This window comes from Microbacterium sp. NPDC091662, assembly GCF_044756705.1.
In the GTDB taxonomy this organism is placed as follows: Bacteria; Actinomycetota; Actinomycetes; order Actinomycetales; family Microbacteriaceae; genus Microbacterium.
The window spans coordinates 399,460-415,359 of sequence record NZ_JBIVTM010000002.1; the positions used below are offsets into that span (position 1 = coordinate 399,460).

General features: G+C 68.0%; 14 protein-coding genes and 1 tRNA gene. 11 read left to right on the forward strand and 4 right to left on the reverse strand.

The window, feature by feature from the left end:
* Positions 1 to 16: 16 nt before the first annotated feature.
* On the reverse strand, positions 17 to 1,903 hold the full coding sequence (locus ACIQLD_RS15180) for a DUF2207 domain-containing protein (protein WP_402609229.1): 1,887 nt from the start codon (positions 1,901 to 1,903) through the stop codon (positions 17 to 19).
* Positions 1,904 to 1,983: 80 nt separating this feature from the next.
* Here ACIQLD_RS15180 and lysS point away from each other — a divergent pair, with 80 nt between their 5' ends.
* Positions 1,984 to 3,516 (forward strand): lysine--tRNA ligase, encoded by a 1,533-nt coding sequence (gene lysS / locus ACIQLD_RS15185; protein ID WP_402609231.1) that lies wholly within the window; start codon positions 1,984 to 1,986, stop codon positions 3,514 to 3,516.
* A gap of 16 nt (positions 3,517 to 3,532) precedes the next feature.
* On the opposite strand, the gene ACIQLD_RS15190 is transcribed toward lysS, so the two are convergent.
* Positions 3,533 to 4,651 carry a DUF4192 family protein gene (locus ACIQLD_RS15190; protein WP_402609233.1) on the reverse strand — a complete coding sequence of 373 codons (1,119 nt, stop codon included), beginning with the start codon at positions 4,649 to 4,651 and terminating at the stop codon, positions 3,533 to 3,535.
* Positions 4,652 to 4,763: 112 nt separating this feature from the next.
* Between ACIQLD_RS15190 and ACIQLD_RS15195 the strand changes: the two genes are divergently transcribed.
* From ACIQLD_RS15195 to ACIQLD_RS15205, 3 genes are all read left to right on the forward strand, one after another.
* Positions 4,764 to 4,937, forward strand: coding sequence for a hypothetical protein (locus ACIQLD_RS15195; protein ID WP_021198192.1), 174 nt, complete (start codon positions 4,764 to 4,766; stop codon positions 4,935 to 4,937).
* Between the two features lie 86 nt (positions 4,938 to 5,023).
* Positions 5,024 to 6,484: a cardiolipin synthase gene (cls, locus tag ACIQLD_RS15200; protein WP_402609236.1), complete on the forward strand. Its 1,461-nt coding sequence runs from the start codon at positions 5,024 to 5,026 to the stop codon at positions 6,482 to 6,484.
* 47 nt (positions 6,485 to 6,531) lie between these two features.
* Positions 6,532 to 7,260, forward strand: coding sequence for a hypothetical protein (locus tag ACIQLD_RS15205; RefSeq protein WP_402609238.1), 729 nt, complete (start codon positions 6,532 to 6,534; stop codon positions 7,258 to 7,260).
* A 17-nt stretch (positions 7,261 to 7,277) separates the two neighbouring features.
* Here ACIQLD_RS15205 and ACIQLD_RS15210 read toward each other — a convergent pair whose 3' ends face one another.
* Complete coding sequence (locus tag ACIQLD_RS15210; protein WP_402609240.1) at positions 7,278 to 8,276, reverse strand: diacylglycerol/lipid kinase family protein; 999 nt, start codon at positions 8,274 to 8,276, stop codon at positions 7,278 to 7,280.
* Between the two features lie 79 nt (positions 8,277 to 8,355).
* Between ACIQLD_RS15210 and ACIQLD_RS15215 the strand changes: the two genes are divergently transcribed.
* On the forward strand, positions 8,356 to 8,886 hold the full coding sequence (locus ACIQLD_RS15215) for an RNA polymerase sigma factor (RefSeq protein WP_402609241.1): 531 nt from the start codon (positions 8,356 to 8,358) through the stop codon (positions 8,884 to 8,886).
* Between the two features lie 35 nt (positions 8,887 to 8,921).
* On the opposite strand, the gene ACIQLD_RS15220 is transcribed toward ACIQLD_RS15215, so the two are convergent.
* Positions 8,922 to 9,302 (reverse strand): YybH family protein, encoded by a 381-nt coding sequence (locus tag ACIQLD_RS15220; RefSeq protein ID WP_402609243.1) that lies wholly within the window; start codon positions 9,300 to 9,302, stop codon positions 8,922 to 8,924.
* A 109-nt stretch (positions 9,303 to 9,411) separates the two neighbouring features.
* On the opposite strand from ACIQLD_RS15220, the gene serS reads away from it, so the two are divergent.
* The 6 genes from serS (at position 9,412) to ACIQLD_RS15250 (ending at position 15,876) form a co-directional block, all read left to right on the forward strand.
* Positions 9,412 to 10,728, forward strand: coding sequence for a serine--tRNA ligase (gene serS / locus ACIQLD_RS15225; RefSeq protein ID WP_402609245.1), 1,317 nt, complete (start codon positions 9,412 to 9,414; stop codon positions 10,726 to 10,728).
* Positions 10,725 to 11,546, forward strand: coding sequence for an HAD family hydrolase (locus tag ACIQLD_RS15230; RefSeq protein ID WP_402609247.1), 822 nt, complete (start codon positions 10,725 to 10,727; stop codon positions 11,544 to 11,546). The genes serS and ACIQLD_RS15230 overlap by 4 nt, the downstream gene beginning before the upstream one ends.
* A gap of 42 nt (positions 11,547 to 11,588) precedes the next feature.
* Positions 11,589 to 11,673: transfer RNA gene (locus ACIQLD_RS15235), tRNA-Ser, on the forward strand.
* A gap of 49 nt (positions 11,674 to 11,722) precedes the next feature.
* Positions 11,723 to 12,976, forward strand: a complete 1,254-nt coding sequence (locus tag ACIQLD_RS15240; RefSeq protein WP_402609249.1) for an LCP family protein — start codon at positions 11,723 to 11,725, stop codon at positions 12,974 to 12,976.
* 63 nt (positions 12,977 to 13,039) lie between these two features.
* Positions 13,040 to 14,044 (forward strand): LacI family DNA-binding transcriptional regulator, encoded by a 1,005-nt coding sequence (locus tag ACIQLD_RS15245; protein ID WP_402609251.1) that lies wholly within the window; start codon positions 13,040 to 13,042, stop codon positions 14,042 to 14,044.
* A 188-nt stretch (positions 14,045 to 14,232) separates the two neighbouring features.
* Positions 14,233 to 15,876 carry a glycoside hydrolase family 13 protein gene (locus tag ACIQLD_RS15250; RefSeq protein WP_402610284.1) on the forward strand — a complete coding sequence of 548 codons (1,644 nt, stop codon included), beginning with the start codon at positions 14,233 to 14,235 and terminating at the stop codon, positions 15,874 to 15,876.
* The last annotated feature ends 24 nt before the right edge of the window (positions 15,877 to 15,900 follow it).

A 15,900-nucleotide genomic window follows, 5' to 3' on the forward strand; every position in this document is an offset into this window, starting at 1 on the left:
CGGGCGCCAGCGGGGCTCACCGCCCGCCGGAGAAGCCGCCGCCCCCTCCACCTCCGGAGAACCCGCCGCCGAATGACCCGCCGGCACTCGACGACGAGCTCGTCGAGGGCGCCGAGTAAGTGGCGGCGGCGTGCGACGATGCCACGAACGAGGCGAGCTGCGCCCGGAGCGCGAACGATGCGGGGTCACCGATCCAGGATGCGCCGCGCTCCGCGTCGGCGTAGGCCTTCTCGAGCACATCGCCCCACTCGCGTTCCATGCCGAACAGGATCGCGTAGGGAAGGAGACGCTCGTACACGTGGATGACATCGGCGGTGCCGTCGGCGCGACGCTCCGCTGCGCTGTACGACTGGAGCATGCGTAGACGGTCGGCCTCAGCGACCCGGACGAATTCCTTTACCCCCTGCAGGTACTCGTACGTGCGTGCGCCTTCGGCGGTGAGCACTGTGTGCTTCGAGAACGCGTAGAGGCTGGACAGCAGCACGAGGAAGGCGCCGAAAGAGATCACGACGAGCGCGGGGATCGCGGAGAGACGCCCTGTGGCCGCACTCCAGATCCCGAACGCCAGGCCGGCGACGGCGATGCCGATCGCGCACCACTGCAGAATCACGGCGCCCCGACTGCGCACCTTCTCGGTGAATCCGCGCGTCTGTGCCTCGGTGGTCCCCCTCTGGTGCAGCGCGGTCATCCGGGCAGCGAACGCTTCGTCGGAGGCGGGGAGATCGATCACGTCGTCGGCATCCGCTTCGAGGAAGAGCGCTTCGAGGGCGTCGACGTCCAGTTGGTCGGGCGTGCGTGCGTCGCCAAGACGACGCAATCGCGGCTCTTCGTCTTCAGGCCCCTCTTCGATGCGCAGCATGCCGCGGACGGCGAGGTGCACGATCTCGGACGGGATCACGTCTTTGGCCCCGGGAACGATGGCAGCGGCGAGCAGCGGTGGCAGCGAATCCGGCACGTCGTACTGGGCGACCACGACGCCCGTGGCGGTTCGCCGTCGGCGCGCGAAGGCCGACACCGCCACCCAGCTGCCCGCGGAGAGTCCGAGGGCGCCGACGGCGGCGGCGATCGGTGCGATGTCGGCGACCGGATCGGGCGTGCGGGCCGCAGGCTGCGCGACAGTTCCCGGTTCGAACCCGATGGCGACCGTCACCCCGTCCCCGGCGGGACGAGACCCCGATTCGACATGGAACGTCGCCCCGCCGCCGCCGCCGGTGGTCGGGCCCTCCAGCTCGCACTCCTCCTTCGAGCCGGAAGGGCCGGTGTAGCAGCGTGTGGCACCGGTGAGCGCGCCGCTCATCGTGGGATCGAAGACGATCTCTGCGCTGAACCGATCGATGGGCTGCGTGCTGTCGAGCGGGAGCAGATCCCAATAGAACTCGTCTGCCGGGGGAGTGGACGAGCCCTCGGATGGGTCGGTGGCAAGGATCACATCGCGCATCTCATACTCGATCACGTAGGTCGTGAGCCCTCGCACGTAATCATCGTCGTTGCCCGTGAGCACGTAGAGGAGACCGTCCTCCTCATCCGCCTCGTAGGGCACGTCCGCACCGTTCTCATCGGTCACGGAGAGGACCGTCGTCTCGGTGCTCGCCCCTTCGTACGAGGTCGCGAGCCCCCGGACGATGCCGTGATTCTGGTCGGTGTCCGGGAAGCCGGCCACGAGGGTCTCCGTTACGTGCATGCGGGCGCGGCCCTCGTCGTCGAGACCGAGTTCGTAGACCGCATCCCACGAACTGTAGGAGAAGTCGTCGACGTCGGCCCCCTCGGCGATTGCCGATCGCAGAGGCGAAGCCCCCTGCGTCTCGGGACCGTCGGAGGCTGCCATCGCTGCGCCCGGCGCGAGGATCGCCCCTGTCGCGAGGGCGAGTGCAGCGAACGCGCGGAGGATCCGTGGGTGGGCCATTCTTCGAGGCTACCCAGCGCGCGCCAAACTGCGGGATCCCGCCTCGGTAAACTGGGAGGGACTTCCAAGGAGCCCTGCACATGACTGACGCGTCCGCCGCGCCCGAATCGGCCTCGACCGACCCTTCTCTCGAAGAGGACGTCCACGAGCAGAAGGCCGTGCGACTCGCCAAGCGCGAGCGCCTGATCGAGAAGCGGACGGACGCGGGGGGCGGGGCGTTCCCGGTCGCCGTTCCCGTGACGCATACGATTCCCGCGCTGCGCTCCGAATACGGCGAGCTCGAAGCAGGCGCAGAGACGGGCGTCATCGTCGGGGTCGCGGGACGTGTGGTGTTCAGCCGCAACACCGGCAAGCTCTGCTTCGCCACCCTGCAGGCGGGCGACGGGTCGCGCATCCAGGCGATGATCTCTCTGGCGAACGTCGGCGAGGAGTCGCTGGCGGACTGGAAGGAGTACGTCGATCTGGGCGACCACGTCTTCGTGCACGGTGAGGTCATCTCCAGCCGCCGCGGCGAGCTGTCGATTATGGCCGACGACTGGACGATCGCGGCGAAGGCGATCCTGCCGCTCCCCAACGCGTACTCGGAGCTCAGCGAGGAAGGCCGCGTGCGCAGCCGCTACCTCGACCTGATCGTGCGGGAGCAGGCGCGCACCACGGTCCGCGCACGCGCCGCCGTGAACGCGAGCCTGCGTTCGACCTTCACGAGCCACGACTATCTCGAGGTGGAGACCCCGATGCTGCAGGTGCAGCACGGTGGAGCCTCTGCCCGTCCGTTCATCACGCACTCGAACGCGTTCGACACCGAGCTGTACCTGCGCATCGCGCCGGAGCTGTACCTCAAGCGGGCCGTGGTCGGGGGCATCGAGCGCGTCTACGAGATCAACCGCAACTTCCGCAACGAGGGTGCCGACTCCACGCACAGCCCCGAGTTCGCGATGCTCGAGGCGTATCAGGCCTACGGCGACTACAACCAGATGGCCGCCCTCACCCAGGAGCTCGTGCAGAACGCGGCGATCGCGGTCGCCGGAACCACGACCGTGACCTGGGCCGACGGCACCGAATACGAGCTCGGCGGTGAGTGGGACCGCATCTCGATGTACGAGTCGCTCTCCGCCGCATCCGGTCGCACCGTCACGCCGCAGGACTCGGTCGAGGATCTGATCGCGTTCGCGGAGGCGAACGAGGTCGACCTGCCACCGCAGGCCACCCACGGCAAGCTCGTCGAGGAGCTGTGGGAGCACTTCGTGAAGGGCGATCTCGTGCGCCCCACGTTCGTGATGGACTTCCCTGTGGACACATCGCCCCTGGTCCGCGAGCACCGCTCGATCGCGGGTGTCGTGGAGAAATGGGATCTGTACATCCGCGGCTTCGAACTGGCGACCGGATACTCCGAGCTCGTCGACCCCGTGATCCAGCGCGAGCGCTTCGTCGAGCAGGCCAAGCTCGCCGCCCGGGGTGATGTCGAGGCGATGCCGGTCGACGACGAGTTCCTGCGGGCGCTCGAGCACGGCATGCCCCCGTCGGGCGGAATGGGCATGGGGATCGATCGTCTGCTGATGGCCATCACCGGTCTGGGCATCCGCGAGACGATCCTCTTCCCTCTGGTCAAGTAGTCCGTCCATCCGGCGGTCATTCCGCCGAGTGGCGTCGGAACGCCCATTCCGGCAGCATCGCGCCGCCGATCATGGTCTCCAGGAGCGCAGCCAGCGAATAGCGAGGATCGATCTCGCGCACCATCTCGAGGTACCGGTCTGCGTGGCTGGCGCGCCCCAGAGCCCACGACAACCACGCCGCCACGGTGAGGGGTGCGGGCCGCGCGAGTCGCGGCGACCGCGCCGCCGCCGCGCGCGCCGCCGAGAGGGCGCGCCGCAGGCGTTCGGTGTCGGGGGTGGGGCCGCGTCCGAGGAAGACCTGGCCCACGTCATCGGGGACCATCACTCCGGACTCGGCGAACGCGGTCTGCGCTTCGAGCGTGCGGATGCCGCCCGCCAGGTCGGTCGCCCATTGAGCGATGGCGACGTCGCGCAGCAGCGGTTGCCCCAGACACCACAGCAGCGTGGCGGTCGCGGAAGGAGGGAGGTCGTCGGGCGCCGCCAGCACCGATTCGAAGAAGGCCGGAACGTCGTCGAGCAGGACGAGCGCGGCGATGAGCTGCGGATTCTCCCGAACCGTCAACCGCCCTCGCCCCTTCCGATCGAGGAATGCGGCGAGTTCGGCCGACGCCGTTCCCACACGTTCCTTCTCGGCGAGATCGACCTTCGGGAGCTCCGCTCCGATGCTCTGATCCCCGGACACCTCGGCCGACGGCGGCAGATCGGCCGGACGGCAGATCTGCGCCAACGCTCCGAGCTCGGGCTCCTCGTCGATGTAACTCGACCAGCCGGAAGGAGTCACGCAGAGGGCGTCGACCACGCGGAGACCGGCTTCCTCAGCGCAGCCCAACAGCTCGTCGACGGCCACCGCGTGCGGGAGCACGAGACCGTCTCGTGTGGGGTGCGACTCCTCATCGGTGTAGACGACGACCGCGACGGCGTCGGTGCCGACGACGCGTGCGACGAGACCGACGGCGGCGTCGGCATAGACCTCGAGGTCGGCCTCCTCGTGCGGGAGGTCCAGACGCATGGCCCCATCGGTGCGGGCGCCTCGGAAGGGCAGGAGCACGATGCTCCGACGAGGCGTGAACCCTGCGAGAGACGGGACGATACCGAGGAAGGCGGCGGAATCGGTGGCGCGGAGAACTGTTGTCATCCCGAGAGTGTGGTCGAGGCCGAAGGGCGGCGGGCGCGAAATGTGGCTCTGTGGACGGAGTTTCTGTGAGGCCAGGAATGTGCACGAACAGTGGCTCGCGTACCATGGGGTGATGGACAACTTCTGGCTCGCCGCGGCATGGTCGCTTCTGCCGACCGTCGGGGTGAGCATCGTGTTCTTCCTCGTGGTCCGCGGCATCCTCCGGTTCGATCGCACCGAACGCAAGGTTCACGCGCAGATCGAGGCTGAAGAGCGCGCCGCGCGGGGCCTCCCTCCGCGCGCCTGAGTCCGACCCATCGGCTACTGTGAAGCCAGCGCACCTGCTCTGGTGCGCATCGGCTGTGACGGTCACTGCGGTGGCGAGGGGGCACGATGACTGCGGAGACCTGGGGATGGTGGATCGCCGCCTTCCTTCTGGTGCTCGACATCATCATCCGTGTCACGGCGATCATCGTCATCCCACGGAACAGACGCCCCACGGCCGCGATGGCTTGGCTTCTGGCGGTCTTCTTCATTCCGTTCGTCGGGGTCTTCCTGTTCCTCGTGATCGGCAATCCGCGCCTCCCGCGCGCCCGCCGACGCAAGCAGGACCAGATCAACGAGTACATCGCGGAGACCAGCGAGCACCTGCATTTCGGCACGCTCCGCCCGAACGCTCCCGCATGGTTCGGACCGATCGTGCAGATGAACCAGAAGCTCGGCGCTCTCCCCCTGTCCGGCGACAACGGCGCCCACCTCATCTCCGACTACCAGGAGTCGCTCGATGAGATGGCCGAGGCCATCCGCACGGCGCAGGAGTATGTGCACGTCGAGTTCTACATCCTGCAGTCCGACACGTCGACGGACAACTTCTTCCGGGCGCTCGAAGAGGTCTGCGCACGAGGCGTCGAGGTCCGCGTGCTGCTCGACCACTGGGCCAACCGCGGCAAACCCCGCTACAAGCAGACCATCGCGCGGCTCAATGCGATGGGGGCGGACTGGCACCTGATGCTGCCGGTGCAGCCGCTCAAGGGCAAGATGCAGCGTCCCGATCTGCGCAATCACCGCAAGCTCCTCGTCGTCGACGGCAACATCGCGTTCCTCGGCTCGCAGAACATCACCGACTCGACCTACAACCTGCCGAAGAACATCAAGCGCGGTCTGCACTGGGTCGACCTGATGGTGCGTCTCGACGGCCCTGTGGTGTTGAGCGTGAACGCGATCTTCGTCGCAGACTGGTACAGCGAGACCGACACGGTGCTCGAGGGAATCGACATCGCACACGCGAACATCGGCTCCGGCGACCTCGACTGTCAGGTCGTGCCGTCCGGCCCCGGATTCGAGGTCGAGAACAACCTCCGACTCTTCCTCAGCCTGCTCTACTCGGCCAAGAAGAAGATCATGATCGTCAGCCCGTACTTCGTCCCCGATGAAGCGCTGCTGCTCGCGGTGACGGCGGCGGTGGACCGCGGCGTGCACGTCGAGCTGTTCGTCTCGGAAGAGGGCGATCAGGCGATGGTCTACCACGCGCAGCGCAGCTACTACGAGGTGCTGCTCAAGGCCGGAGTCCGCATCTGGATGTATCGCAAGCCGTACATCCTGCACACCAAGACGCTGACCATCGACGACGAGGTCGCCGTGATCGGATCGAGCAACATGGACATGCGCTCCTTCGGTCTGAACCTCGAGGTCTCGATGCTCGTGCGCGGCGAGGAGTTCGTCGCCGAGATGCGTGAGGTCGAGGACAAGTACCGGTCCCTCAGCCGCGAGCTGACCCTGGAGGAGTGGATGCAGCAACCGCTGCGTTCGACCGTGCTCGACAATCTCGCACGCCTCACCTCCGCTCTGCAGTAGGTGAGGCCGGCTATCCCCGCGAACTCCGCGAGGGCTACCCTGTGAGGATGACCTCCGCGCTTCGTCCTCTCGTTTCCGTCATCGGCGTCGCCGCGGCCGCGCTCCTCATCGCAGGGTGCACCGCCGGGCCGGGCGCGGAGACGCCGACCAGCTCTCCGGCACCGAGCGCCGGCGGCATCGACGACCAGAACGATGTCGAGGGTGCACTGCTCGACGATGGGCGCATGTTCGCCGTCATCACCGTAGGCTCCTCCACCTGTGTGCCGCAGGTCGACCAGGTCACCGCAGAGGGGCAGACCGTGACGGTCACCCTCGTCGACCCGGAGGGTGAGTCGTCACGGCCATGCACGAAGGATCTCGCACCGCGTGCGAGCCTCGGCGCTCTGCCGGAAGGCGTGGATCCGAAGACCGACATCACTCTCAACGTCACCTATGGCGACATCACCGACGACGTCGATCTCGACGGAAACCCGGGTGCCACCGGCGCGCCCGGCACCTCGACCGAGTATCTGCCCTCGGCCGGCTGGTTCGATGACGGCGGCCTGGTGCTGCTCACCTGGGGATCCTCCTCCTGTCCGCCGGTCGTCGACTCGCTCGAGGGATCGGGGAACGCGGGAACGGCGACTTTCGCGACCGACCCGAACCAGGTCTGCACGATGGACATGGCACCGCGCGCGACGATCCTCTCGTTCGGCGACGACACCGTCGACGACGATGCGACGTTCACCCTGACCCTCGTCGGCGGAGGACTCGACGGCACGGTCGAGGTGCACTGACCGGGGAGTCCCGGCTCTCAGAGGATGTGCACCGGGTGCCCGGACGGCAACGCCAGCAGCAGAGCTCCGGGATCCGCCCAGCAGGTGATGCGCACGGCCTCGCCGAACTCGTCGCCGTCGAGCTCGATCGGGATGGGGTCGGGTGCTGCGGCTTCTGCGGCGGTTCCGTGGAAGTAATGCACCGAGGCGTTCTTGCCGCGGTGCTCGAGCACACGGCGCCCTGCGCGGAAGCGGTGCAGCACCGAGTTGTCCCACCAGATCTTGCGCCAGACCCCGAACCAGCCGAACATGCCGGTCGGCTGGATGACGGCGACATCGAGGGCGGCATCGGTGATCGACGCGTCGGGGATCAGGGCGATGCCGGCGGGGAGCGTGCCGCAGTTCGCGAAGAGCAGGCTGTATGCGCGGTGCGAGTGCAGGCGCCCGTCATCGACCTGGTAGACGGCACGGAACGGCTTCGCGCGAGGCAGTGACCGGGCGGCACCGTCGACGTACGCGATCCACCCCACGGACTTCTTCAGGTCGGAGCGGGTGTTCGCGATCATGTCGGCGTCGAGACCCATGCCGGCCAGCACCACGAAGGCGTGTTCGGCCTCTTCGCCGTCCTGCCGTGTGAGGCGCGCCCACCCGATGTCGATCGGATGCCGGAAGTCGCCCAGTGCGGCGCGGATCATCTCCGTCGGATCGCCGAGAGGAAGCCCGAGGTTGCGAGCGAGCAGGTTGCCCGTGCCACTGGGAAGGATCGCCAACGGCACTCCGCTGTTCGCGATCGCCTCGGATACCGCCCGCACCGTGCCGTCGCCGCCTGCGACCAGTACGACATCCACCCCGCGCTCCAGGGCCTGCGCGGTGGCATGTTGCCCGGCATCCTCGATCGTCGTCGGGTAGAACGCGGGGTGCTCCCATCCGGCTTCGCGGGAGAGATCGCGCACCGTGGCGCGAAGATGCTTGCCGTCGACCTTGATGGGGTTGTAGACGAGCGCCGCCTGTCGCTGGACGGGTGCGCTGGATGTCATGGCGCTACTCTAAACCGGGAACTGCCCGGTCCTCCTCATCCGAAGGAGACTTGCTCGATCGCGGGGGGAGAGCGGACGTATGGACGATGTCTCCCGCGATGCCTCGCACGCCGCGCTCTCCGCGCTGATCGAGAACGAACCCGATCGGCTGCGTCGTCGAAGCATCTCGCTGGGAGTCCCCGTGCCCGATGCCGAAGATGCGGCGCAGATCGCGTTGCTCCGGGCGTGGCGGTCCGTCTCGCACCTGGACGCCCCGCAACCGGGACGCCTGTGCGCTTGGCTCGATGTCATCGCCCGCAACGTCGCCATCGATCTCGCTCGACAGCGCAGACGGAGGCCGGAGGCCCCGTTGGAACAGGACATCGCGGGAGACGGGGCGAGCGTGGAATCCGCCGTGGAGGTCCGGGTGTTCCTCGGCGGCGCTCTCGCCGCCCTTCACGCCCTGCCCGAAACCCTCAGAGAGCCTCTGCTGCTCACCGTGGTGGAGGGCCTCTCCGCGGACCAGGTCGCGATTCGTCTCGGAATCGAACCCGCTGCCGCCCGGCAGCGCATCTCGCGTGCACGAAAAGCGCTGCGGGCTTGTCGCCGTACCGGGATGGGCGAGGGCTGACGGAGGCCGAGCGTCCGGCCCGGCCTCCGCGTCCATCAGAGCGTGCCGAACGGGTTGTCGATCACGTAGCGCCAGCCGTGCTCGTCGTCGTACACCGCGACATCAGCTGTCGTGCCGGCGAGAGCGATCGCGGAGCCGTCCGGGCCCGTGCCGGTGATCGTCCAGTCCGCGACCGCGAGTCCGGTGCCCGCGCTCTGGAAGACATGACGGACCGTCATCACGATCGGCAGATGCAGCCCGAGGAACTGCTCGAGCGCGCCCCTGACCTCTTCGGCGCCCGTCACGGCTGTCCCCGGGGCAGGCACGAAGACGACGTCCGGGGCGTTCAGAGCCATCAGGCCGTCGATGTCTCGGGCGTTGAACCGTTCGGCGAAGGCGATGTTCAACTGGTCGAGGGAGGTGACACGGGTGCTCATGGGATTCCTTTCCACGGGCCGACGGGGTGGCGGCCGTTGCAGAGGAAGACGACGCCGGTCGACGAGTGTGACATCCGGCGCGCCCGGGCGTTCACCGTAGACTTGGTGGATGATCGACCTCGCACTCCTCCGCGAAAACCCGGAGATCGTCCGCCGTTCGCAGACTGCTCGTGGAAACGACCAGAGCACCGTCGACGTCGCTCTCGAGGCCGATCGATCGCGCAGGTCCGCGCTCTCGGCTTTCGAAGAGCTGCGTGCCGAGCAGAACGCCTTCGGCAAGCAGGTCGCGAAAGCTCCCAAGGAGGAGAAGGCCGCGTTGGTCGCGCAGGCGAAGGATCTCGCGGAGCGCGTCAAACAGGCCCAGCATGCGGCGAACGAGGCCGCAGACGCAGCGGCGGCGGCGCTTGCTCGCATCGAGAACGTCGTGATCGACGGTGTACCCGCCGGTGGCGAAGCCGACTTCGTCGAGCTGCGTCGCGTCGGCGACGTGCCCGCGTTCGACTTCGAGCCGAAGGACCACCTCGAGCTCGGTGAACTCCTCGGCGCGATCGACATGGAACGCGGTGCCAAGGTCTCCGGCGCACGCTTCTACTTCCTGCGCGGCATCGGGGCGCGGCTCGAGATCGCCCTCATGAACCTCGCGCTCGACAAGGCCCTGCAGAACGGCTTCGTGCCGCTGATCACCCCGACGCTCGTGCGCCCGGAGATCATGCAGGGCACCGGGTTCCTCGGCGAGCACGCCGATGAGGTCTACCACCTCGACAAGGACGACGACCTGTACCTGGTGGGCACCAGCGAGGTCGCGCTCGCGGGGTACCACAAGGACGAGATCGTCGACCTGGCCGATGGCGCCCTCCGCTACGCCGGGTGGTCGACCTGCTATCGGCGCGAGGCCGGCTCGCACGGCAAGGACACCCGCGGCATCATCCGCGTGCACCAGTTCAACAAGCTCGAGATGTTCGTCTACACGACCGCGGAAGAGGCCGAAGCCGAGCACCTGCGCCTCGTCGCGCTGCAGGAGGAGATGCTGACTTCGCTCGGCCTCGCCTACCGCGTGATCGACGTCGCCGCCGGAGACCTCGGATCGAGCGCGGCTCGCAAGTACGACATCGAGGCCTGGGTGCCCACGCAGGGCGCGTTCCGCGAGCTCACCTCGACCTCGAACTGCACGACCTACCAGGCGCGCCGCCTCGATGTGCGTCATCGTCCGGCCGTCGACACGGCGGATGCGGCAGCACAGGGCACCGCGAAGACGCAGCACGTCGCCACGCTGAACGGCACGCTCGCCACCACCCGCTGGATCGTCGCCCTGCTCGAGACGCACCAGCAGGCCGACGGATCGGTGCGCGTGCCCGAGGTCCTGCGCCCCTACCTCGGCGGCCTCGAAGTGATCGAGCCCCTCGCCGACGGGCGGGCCGCTCGATGACGGGGCCCTGGCTGGTCGGCCTCGACGTCGACGGGACCATCCTGCTGCAGGATGAGACGATGAGTCCCGGGGTTCCGGAAGCCATCGCCCGGGTGCGCGACGGCGGGAACGTGGTCACCATAGCGACCGGGCGCAGCTGGATGGCGACGCGACGCTATGTCGAGGAGCTCGGCCTGACCGCCGATTACGTGGTGTGCTCCAACGGCGCCGTGACGATGCGCCGCTCCGGCGACGACTGGGAGCGCTGGAACGTCGAGACCTTCGATCCGACGCCGGTGCTGGGTCTGCTGCGCGAGCGTCTCCCCGACGCCAGGTACATGGTCGAACTCGCTTCGGGGCAGCGGCTGTTCACCGAGCAGCTCGATGACTGGACGCTCGACGGCGGACGGCAGGTCGACTTCGACGAGCTCGGCGCGCTCCCCGTCTCGCGCATCGTCGTCGTCTCTCCCGGTCACGATGAAGACGACTTCCATCGCCTGGTGGCGGATGCCGGTCTCAACGAGGTGTCGTACGCGATCGGCTGGACGGCGTGGCTGGACATCGCGCCGCAGGGTGTGGACAAGGGCACGGCTCTGGAGCAGGTGCGCACCGAGCTCGGGCTCGGCGAGGGACGCATCCTCGTCGCGGGCGACGGGCGCAACGACATCGGCATGTTCGGCTGGGCGCGCTCACTCGGCGGACGAGCGGTGGCGATGGGTCAGGCCCCCGACGTGGTGAAGGAAGCCGCCGGCGAGGTCACCGCAGATGTCGCCGACGGCGGCCTGGCGCGAGCGCTCGACACGCTTCCAGCCCCCGCCCAGGTCAGCGCAGGAGAATAGAACTCGGCTAGACTCACGCCTGGTCGACAGAAGCGTCTGTCGGGAGGGTTGTCCGAGCGGCCGATGGAGCTGGTCTTGAAAACCAGTGGGCAGAGATGTCTCGTGGGTTCGAATCCCACACCCTCCGCATTTGAGCACGATGCCCCCGTATCGGCGCTGAATCCGAAAGGACCCGAGTGAGCCAGAACACCCGACGCCGTCACACGATCGCGCGCCACGGTCAGCTGGGCACTCCTGGCACCGTCGGCCAGCTCTTGAAGTTCATCGCGATCGGCCTCGCCGTGGTTCTGGTGAGCGGGCTCGGCGTCGGGGCCTACGTCTTCTACGACCTCACGAGCACGGTTTCGGCGAACGCGGTCGAGATCGAGGGCCAGGACCCGATCCCGCCGGACATCGGCGAGTACAAGGGTGGATTCAACATGGTGCTCACCGGTGTCGACACCTGCGAGGAGAAGTACAAGGACCTCTTCGGCGCTCGCTGCTCCGGCTCGGACGCCGAGGGCACGCTCAACGACGTGAACCTGCTGGTCCACGTCTCACAGGAGCCCCGTCGCATCACCGTCGTCAGCTTCCCTCGCGACCTGATGGTGCCGATCCCGTCCTGCACGGACAAGAACGGCAATGCCACCTCTGCGATGAGCAAGCAGCCGCTCAACACCGCCTACACCGACGGCGGTCTGAACTGCGTCGTGAAGACGATCTCCGAGCTCACCGACCAGGAGATCCAGTTCGCGGCAGGCGTCACCTTCGGCGGTGTGATCGAGATCACCAACGCGATCGGCGGTGTCGACGTCTGCCTCGCCAATCCGATCAAGGACCGCTACACCGGACTGGACATGGCTGCGGGAACCCACACGGTCGAGGGACTGCAGGCGCTGCAGTTCCTGCGCACCCGTCACGGCGTCGGCGACGGCAGTGACCTGGGCCGCATCGGAAATCAGCAGCAGTACATGTCGAGCCTGGCACGCAAGATGATCAGCGGTGAGGTGCTCGGCAACGTGCCCGTGATGCTGAAGCTCGCGAACACCGCGATCCAGAATCTCGAGCCGAGTGAGTCGCTCACGAACCCGATGACGCTCGTGCAGATCGCCCTCGCGGTCAAGTCGGTGCCGTTCGAGGACATCGTCTTCGTGCAGTACCCGAACGGGACGGACTCGGCCAACCCCAACAAGGTCGTCCCCAACTACACCGCCGCTTCGGCGCTCTGGGACGCGCTCGCTGCGAACGCCCAGCTGCAGATCACGCACGAGAACAACAAGAACGACGGCGTGGTCGTGCAGGAGCCGACGGCACCTGTCGAGCAGCCGGCGACGGATCCGGCAGCGACCCCCGACCCGGCAGCGACTCCCGACAATGTCGTGGCGCTCCCCGATTCGATCAAGGGCAACTCCGCAGCACAGCAGACCTGCTCGAACGGCAACGTCCGCTGAGTCGTCCGCGACGTCGCGCAAGCTGCTTGCGCGTTCTTGCAAGGACTTGCGTACACTGACTGCATGTCGAAGCGACTGGCAGAGGTGGCCCGAAAGGTCGGTGTGAGCGAGGCGACGGTCAGTCGCGTGCTCAATGAGAAGCCGGGAGTCTCCGACGCCACGCGGCAGGCGGTGCTCACCGCCCTCGATGTGCTCGGTTACGAGCGGCCGACCAAGTTGCGCGGCGAACGTGCCCGCCTGGTCGGGCTCGTGCTCCCTGAACTGCAGAATCCGATCTTTCCCGCGTTCGCCGAGATCGTCGGAGGCGCACTCACCCAGAACGGGTACACGCCCCTGCTCTGCACCCAGAACGCGGGGGGAGTGACGGAGTCGGACTACGTCGACCTCCTCCTCGCGCAGCAGGTCTCGGGCGTGATCTTCCTCGGCGGGAACTACACGCAGGCGGACGCCGCGCATCAGCACTACGAGCGGCTGCGTCAGGTGAACCTGCCGACCGTGCTCGTCAACGCCCGCGTCCCCGAGCTGCATTTCGCGACGGTGTCGACCGATGATGCCGCCGCAGCTGAACAGGCCGTGCTGCACGTGCACCAGCTCGGGCATCGGAAGATCGGCCTTCTTCTGGGGCCGGAGGACCACGTCCCCTCCCGTCGCAAGCTCGAGTCCGCGCGCCGACTGCTGGCTTCGCTCGGGGCGCCGTTGTCGGACGAGCTCGTCGTGCGCGGCATGTACTCGCTCGAGTCGGGGCAGGCGGGGGCCGCGCGTCTCTTCGCCGCCGGGGCGACGGCGATCGTGTGCGCGAGCGACCCGATGGCGCTCGGGGCCGTGCGCGCGGCTCGCCGTGCCGGCCTGTCGGTTCCGGGAGATGTGAGCATCGTCGGGTTCGACGACTCGGCCCTGATGAGTTGCACCGAGCCCCCGCTGACGACGGTGCGACAGCCGATCGAGTCGATGGGGCGGGCGGTGATCGCGCTGCTGCTCGCGCAGATCGCCGGCACGGCGCAGCCCAGCGATGAACTGCTGTTCGAGCCCGAGCTGGTGCTGCGAGCCTCGACAGGTCCGCTGAGCTGATCGGTTCCGCAGATGGCCTGCGGGCCGTCTCTTGTTCGCGCTCGGAAACGATCGCAATTTTCCAATAATCTGTTTAGTTCTTGCACGGAACGCTAGAAAAAGCTACATTCGACTCATCGCCACTGACGACGAGGAGTTCCGTGGACACTGACGTTCTGCGCACGGCGGCACCCGCCCGCACCCTGCCGATGCCCGTGCGTGAGGGGTGGTGGCGCACGGCCGTCATCTACCAGGTGTACGTGCGCAGCTTCGCGGACGGCAACGGCGACGGCATCGGAGATCTCGCCGGCGTCCGCTCACGGCTGCCGTACCTGAAGAGCCTCGGCGTCGACGCTCTCTGGTTCACTCCCTGGTACCTGAGCCCTCTCGCGGACGGCGGGTACGACGTGCAGGACTACCGCCGCATCGACCCCCGCTTCGGCACGCTCGAGGAGGCGGAGCAGTTGATCGCCGAGGCCCTGGCTCTCGGCATCCGCACGATCGTCGATATCGTCCCCAACCACATCTCGGATCAGCACGAGTGGTTCCAGCAGGCACTGGCCGCGGGGCCGGGAAGCCCCGAGCGCGAGCGGTTCTGGTTCCATCCCGGTCGGGGAGAGCGCGGTGACGGTATCCCCACCAACTGGGTGTCGAGCTTCCAGGGCCAGACCTGGTCGCGCACACGGAACCCCGACGGCTCCGACGGCGAGTGGTACCTGCACCTGTTCACGCCAGAGCAGCCCGATCTGAACTGGAACCACCCCGACGTGCGGCGTGAGCACGAAGACGTCCTGCGGTTCTGGTTCGACCGCGGCGTCGCGGGCGTCCGCATCGACTCCGCGGCGCTCCCGGTCAAGGATCCGGCCCTTCCCGATCTCCCGCCCGGCACGGCTCCCGCGATCGGCCACCCGCACATCGACCGCGACGAGCTGCACGAGATCTACCGTGAATGGCGCGCCGTCGCCGACGAGTACGACGGCGAGCGGGTGCTCGTCGGCGAGGTGTGGCTCGACGACGCCGAGCGCTTCGCGCGGTATCTGCGTCCGGGCGAGATGCACACCGCGTTCAACTTCGGGTTCATGACACAGCCCTGGAGCGCGCAGGCCATGCGCGACTCGATCACCCGCACGCTGGCGGAGCATGCACCCGTCGGCGCGCCGGCGACCTGGGTGCTCTCGAACCACGACATCACACGCCCGGTCACCCGCTACGGGCAGGCGGACTCCTCGTTCGCCTTCGAGCGCAAGCGCTTCGGCACGGCGACGGATGCCGCACGCGGCGCGCGTCGGGCCCGCGCGGCGGCGCTGCTCGTCGCCGCGCTTCCGGGCAGCCTCTACATCTACCAGGGCGACGAGCTCGGCCTTCCCGAGGTGGAACTGCCGCTCGATGCGATCGAGGACCCCATGCACTTCCGCTCGGGTGGGGTCGACCCGGGGCGGGACGGCTGCCGTGTGCCACTGCCCTGGTCCGGAGCGGCGGCCCCGTACGGCTTCGGCGGCACGCCGTGGCTTCCTCAGCCAGAGGACTGGGCGACGCTCACGGTCGACGCCCAGGACCGGGACCCCGATTCGACCCTCAACCTGTACCGCGCGACGATCGCGCTCCGGCGTCGAATCGACGATCTCGCCGGAGACGATCTCGAGTGGCTCGAACTCGGCGCCGACGTGCTCGCGTTCCGCAGAGGTGACGGCACCCTCAGCATCACGAACCTCGGGTCCGCGGCCGTGCCGCTGCCGGCGCACCACGAGGTGCTCCTCGCCAGCGCGCCGCTCGACGGTGCACTCCCTCCCGATTCCACAGCCTGGCTCGCCCTCCGAGCCGTCCCCGCGCGCTCGCACCGAGCGCCGAAGTAGCCCTGCACCACCCGATCAGCACCA

Excerpts from the sequence above, each read along its gene's own strand:
- ACIQLD_RS15215 (WP_402609241.1), top strand. The coding sequence starts at position 8,356 with ATGGACGATGTCTCCCGCGATGCCTCGCACGCCGCGCTCTCCGCGCTG.
- ACIQLD_RS15220 (WP_402609243.1), bottom strand. The coding sequence starts at position 9,302 with ATGAGCACCCGTGTCACCTCCCTCGACCAGTTGAACATCGCCTTCGCC.
- ACIQLD_RS15245 (WP_402609251.1), top strand. The coding sequence starts at position 13,040 with ATGTCGAAGCGACTGGCAGAGGTGGCCCGAAAGGTCGGTGTGAGCGAG.
- ACIQLD_RS15205 (WP_402609238.1), top strand. The coding sequence starts at position 6,532 with ATGACCTCCGCGCTTCGTCCTCTCGTTTCCGTCATCGGCGTCGCCGCG.
- ACIQLD_RS15190 (WP_402609233.1), bottom strand. The coding sequence starts at position 4,651 with ATGACAACAGTTCTCCGCGCCACCGATTCCGCCGCCTTCCTCGGTATC.
- ACIQLD_RS15230 (WP_402609247.1), top strand. The coding sequence starts at position 10,725 with ATGACGGGGCCCTGGCTGGTCGGCCTCGACGTCGACGGGACCATCCTG.
- ACIQLD_RS15250 (WP_402610284.1), top strand. The coding sequence starts at position 14,233 with ATGCCCGTGCGTGAGGGGTGGTGGCGCACGGCCGTCATCTACCAGGTG.
- ACIQLD_RS15195 (WP_021198192.1), top strand. The coding sequence starts at position 4,764 with ATGGACAACTTCTGGCTCGCCGCGGCATGGTCGCTTCTGCCGACCGTC.
- cls (WP_402609236.1), top strand. The coding sequence starts at position 5,024 with ATGACTGCGGAGACCTGGGGATGGTGGATCGCCGCCTTCCTTCTGGTG.
- ACIQLD_RS15180 (WP_402609229.1), bottom strand. The coding sequence starts at position 1,903 with ATGGCCCACCCACGGATCCTCCGCGCGTTCGCTGCACTCGCCCTCGCG.
- lysS (WP_402609231.1), top strand. The coding sequence starts at position 1,984 with ATGACTGACGCGTCCGCCGCGCCCGAATCGGCCTCGACCGACCCTTCT.
- serS (WP_402609245.1), top strand. The coding sequence starts at position 9,412 with ATGATCGACCTCGCACTCCTCCGCGAAAACCCGGAGATCGTCCGCCGT.
- ACIQLD_RS15210 (WP_402609240.1), bottom strand. The coding sequence starts at position 8,276 with ATGACATCCAGCGCACCCGTCCAGCGACAGGCGGCGCTCGTCTACAAC.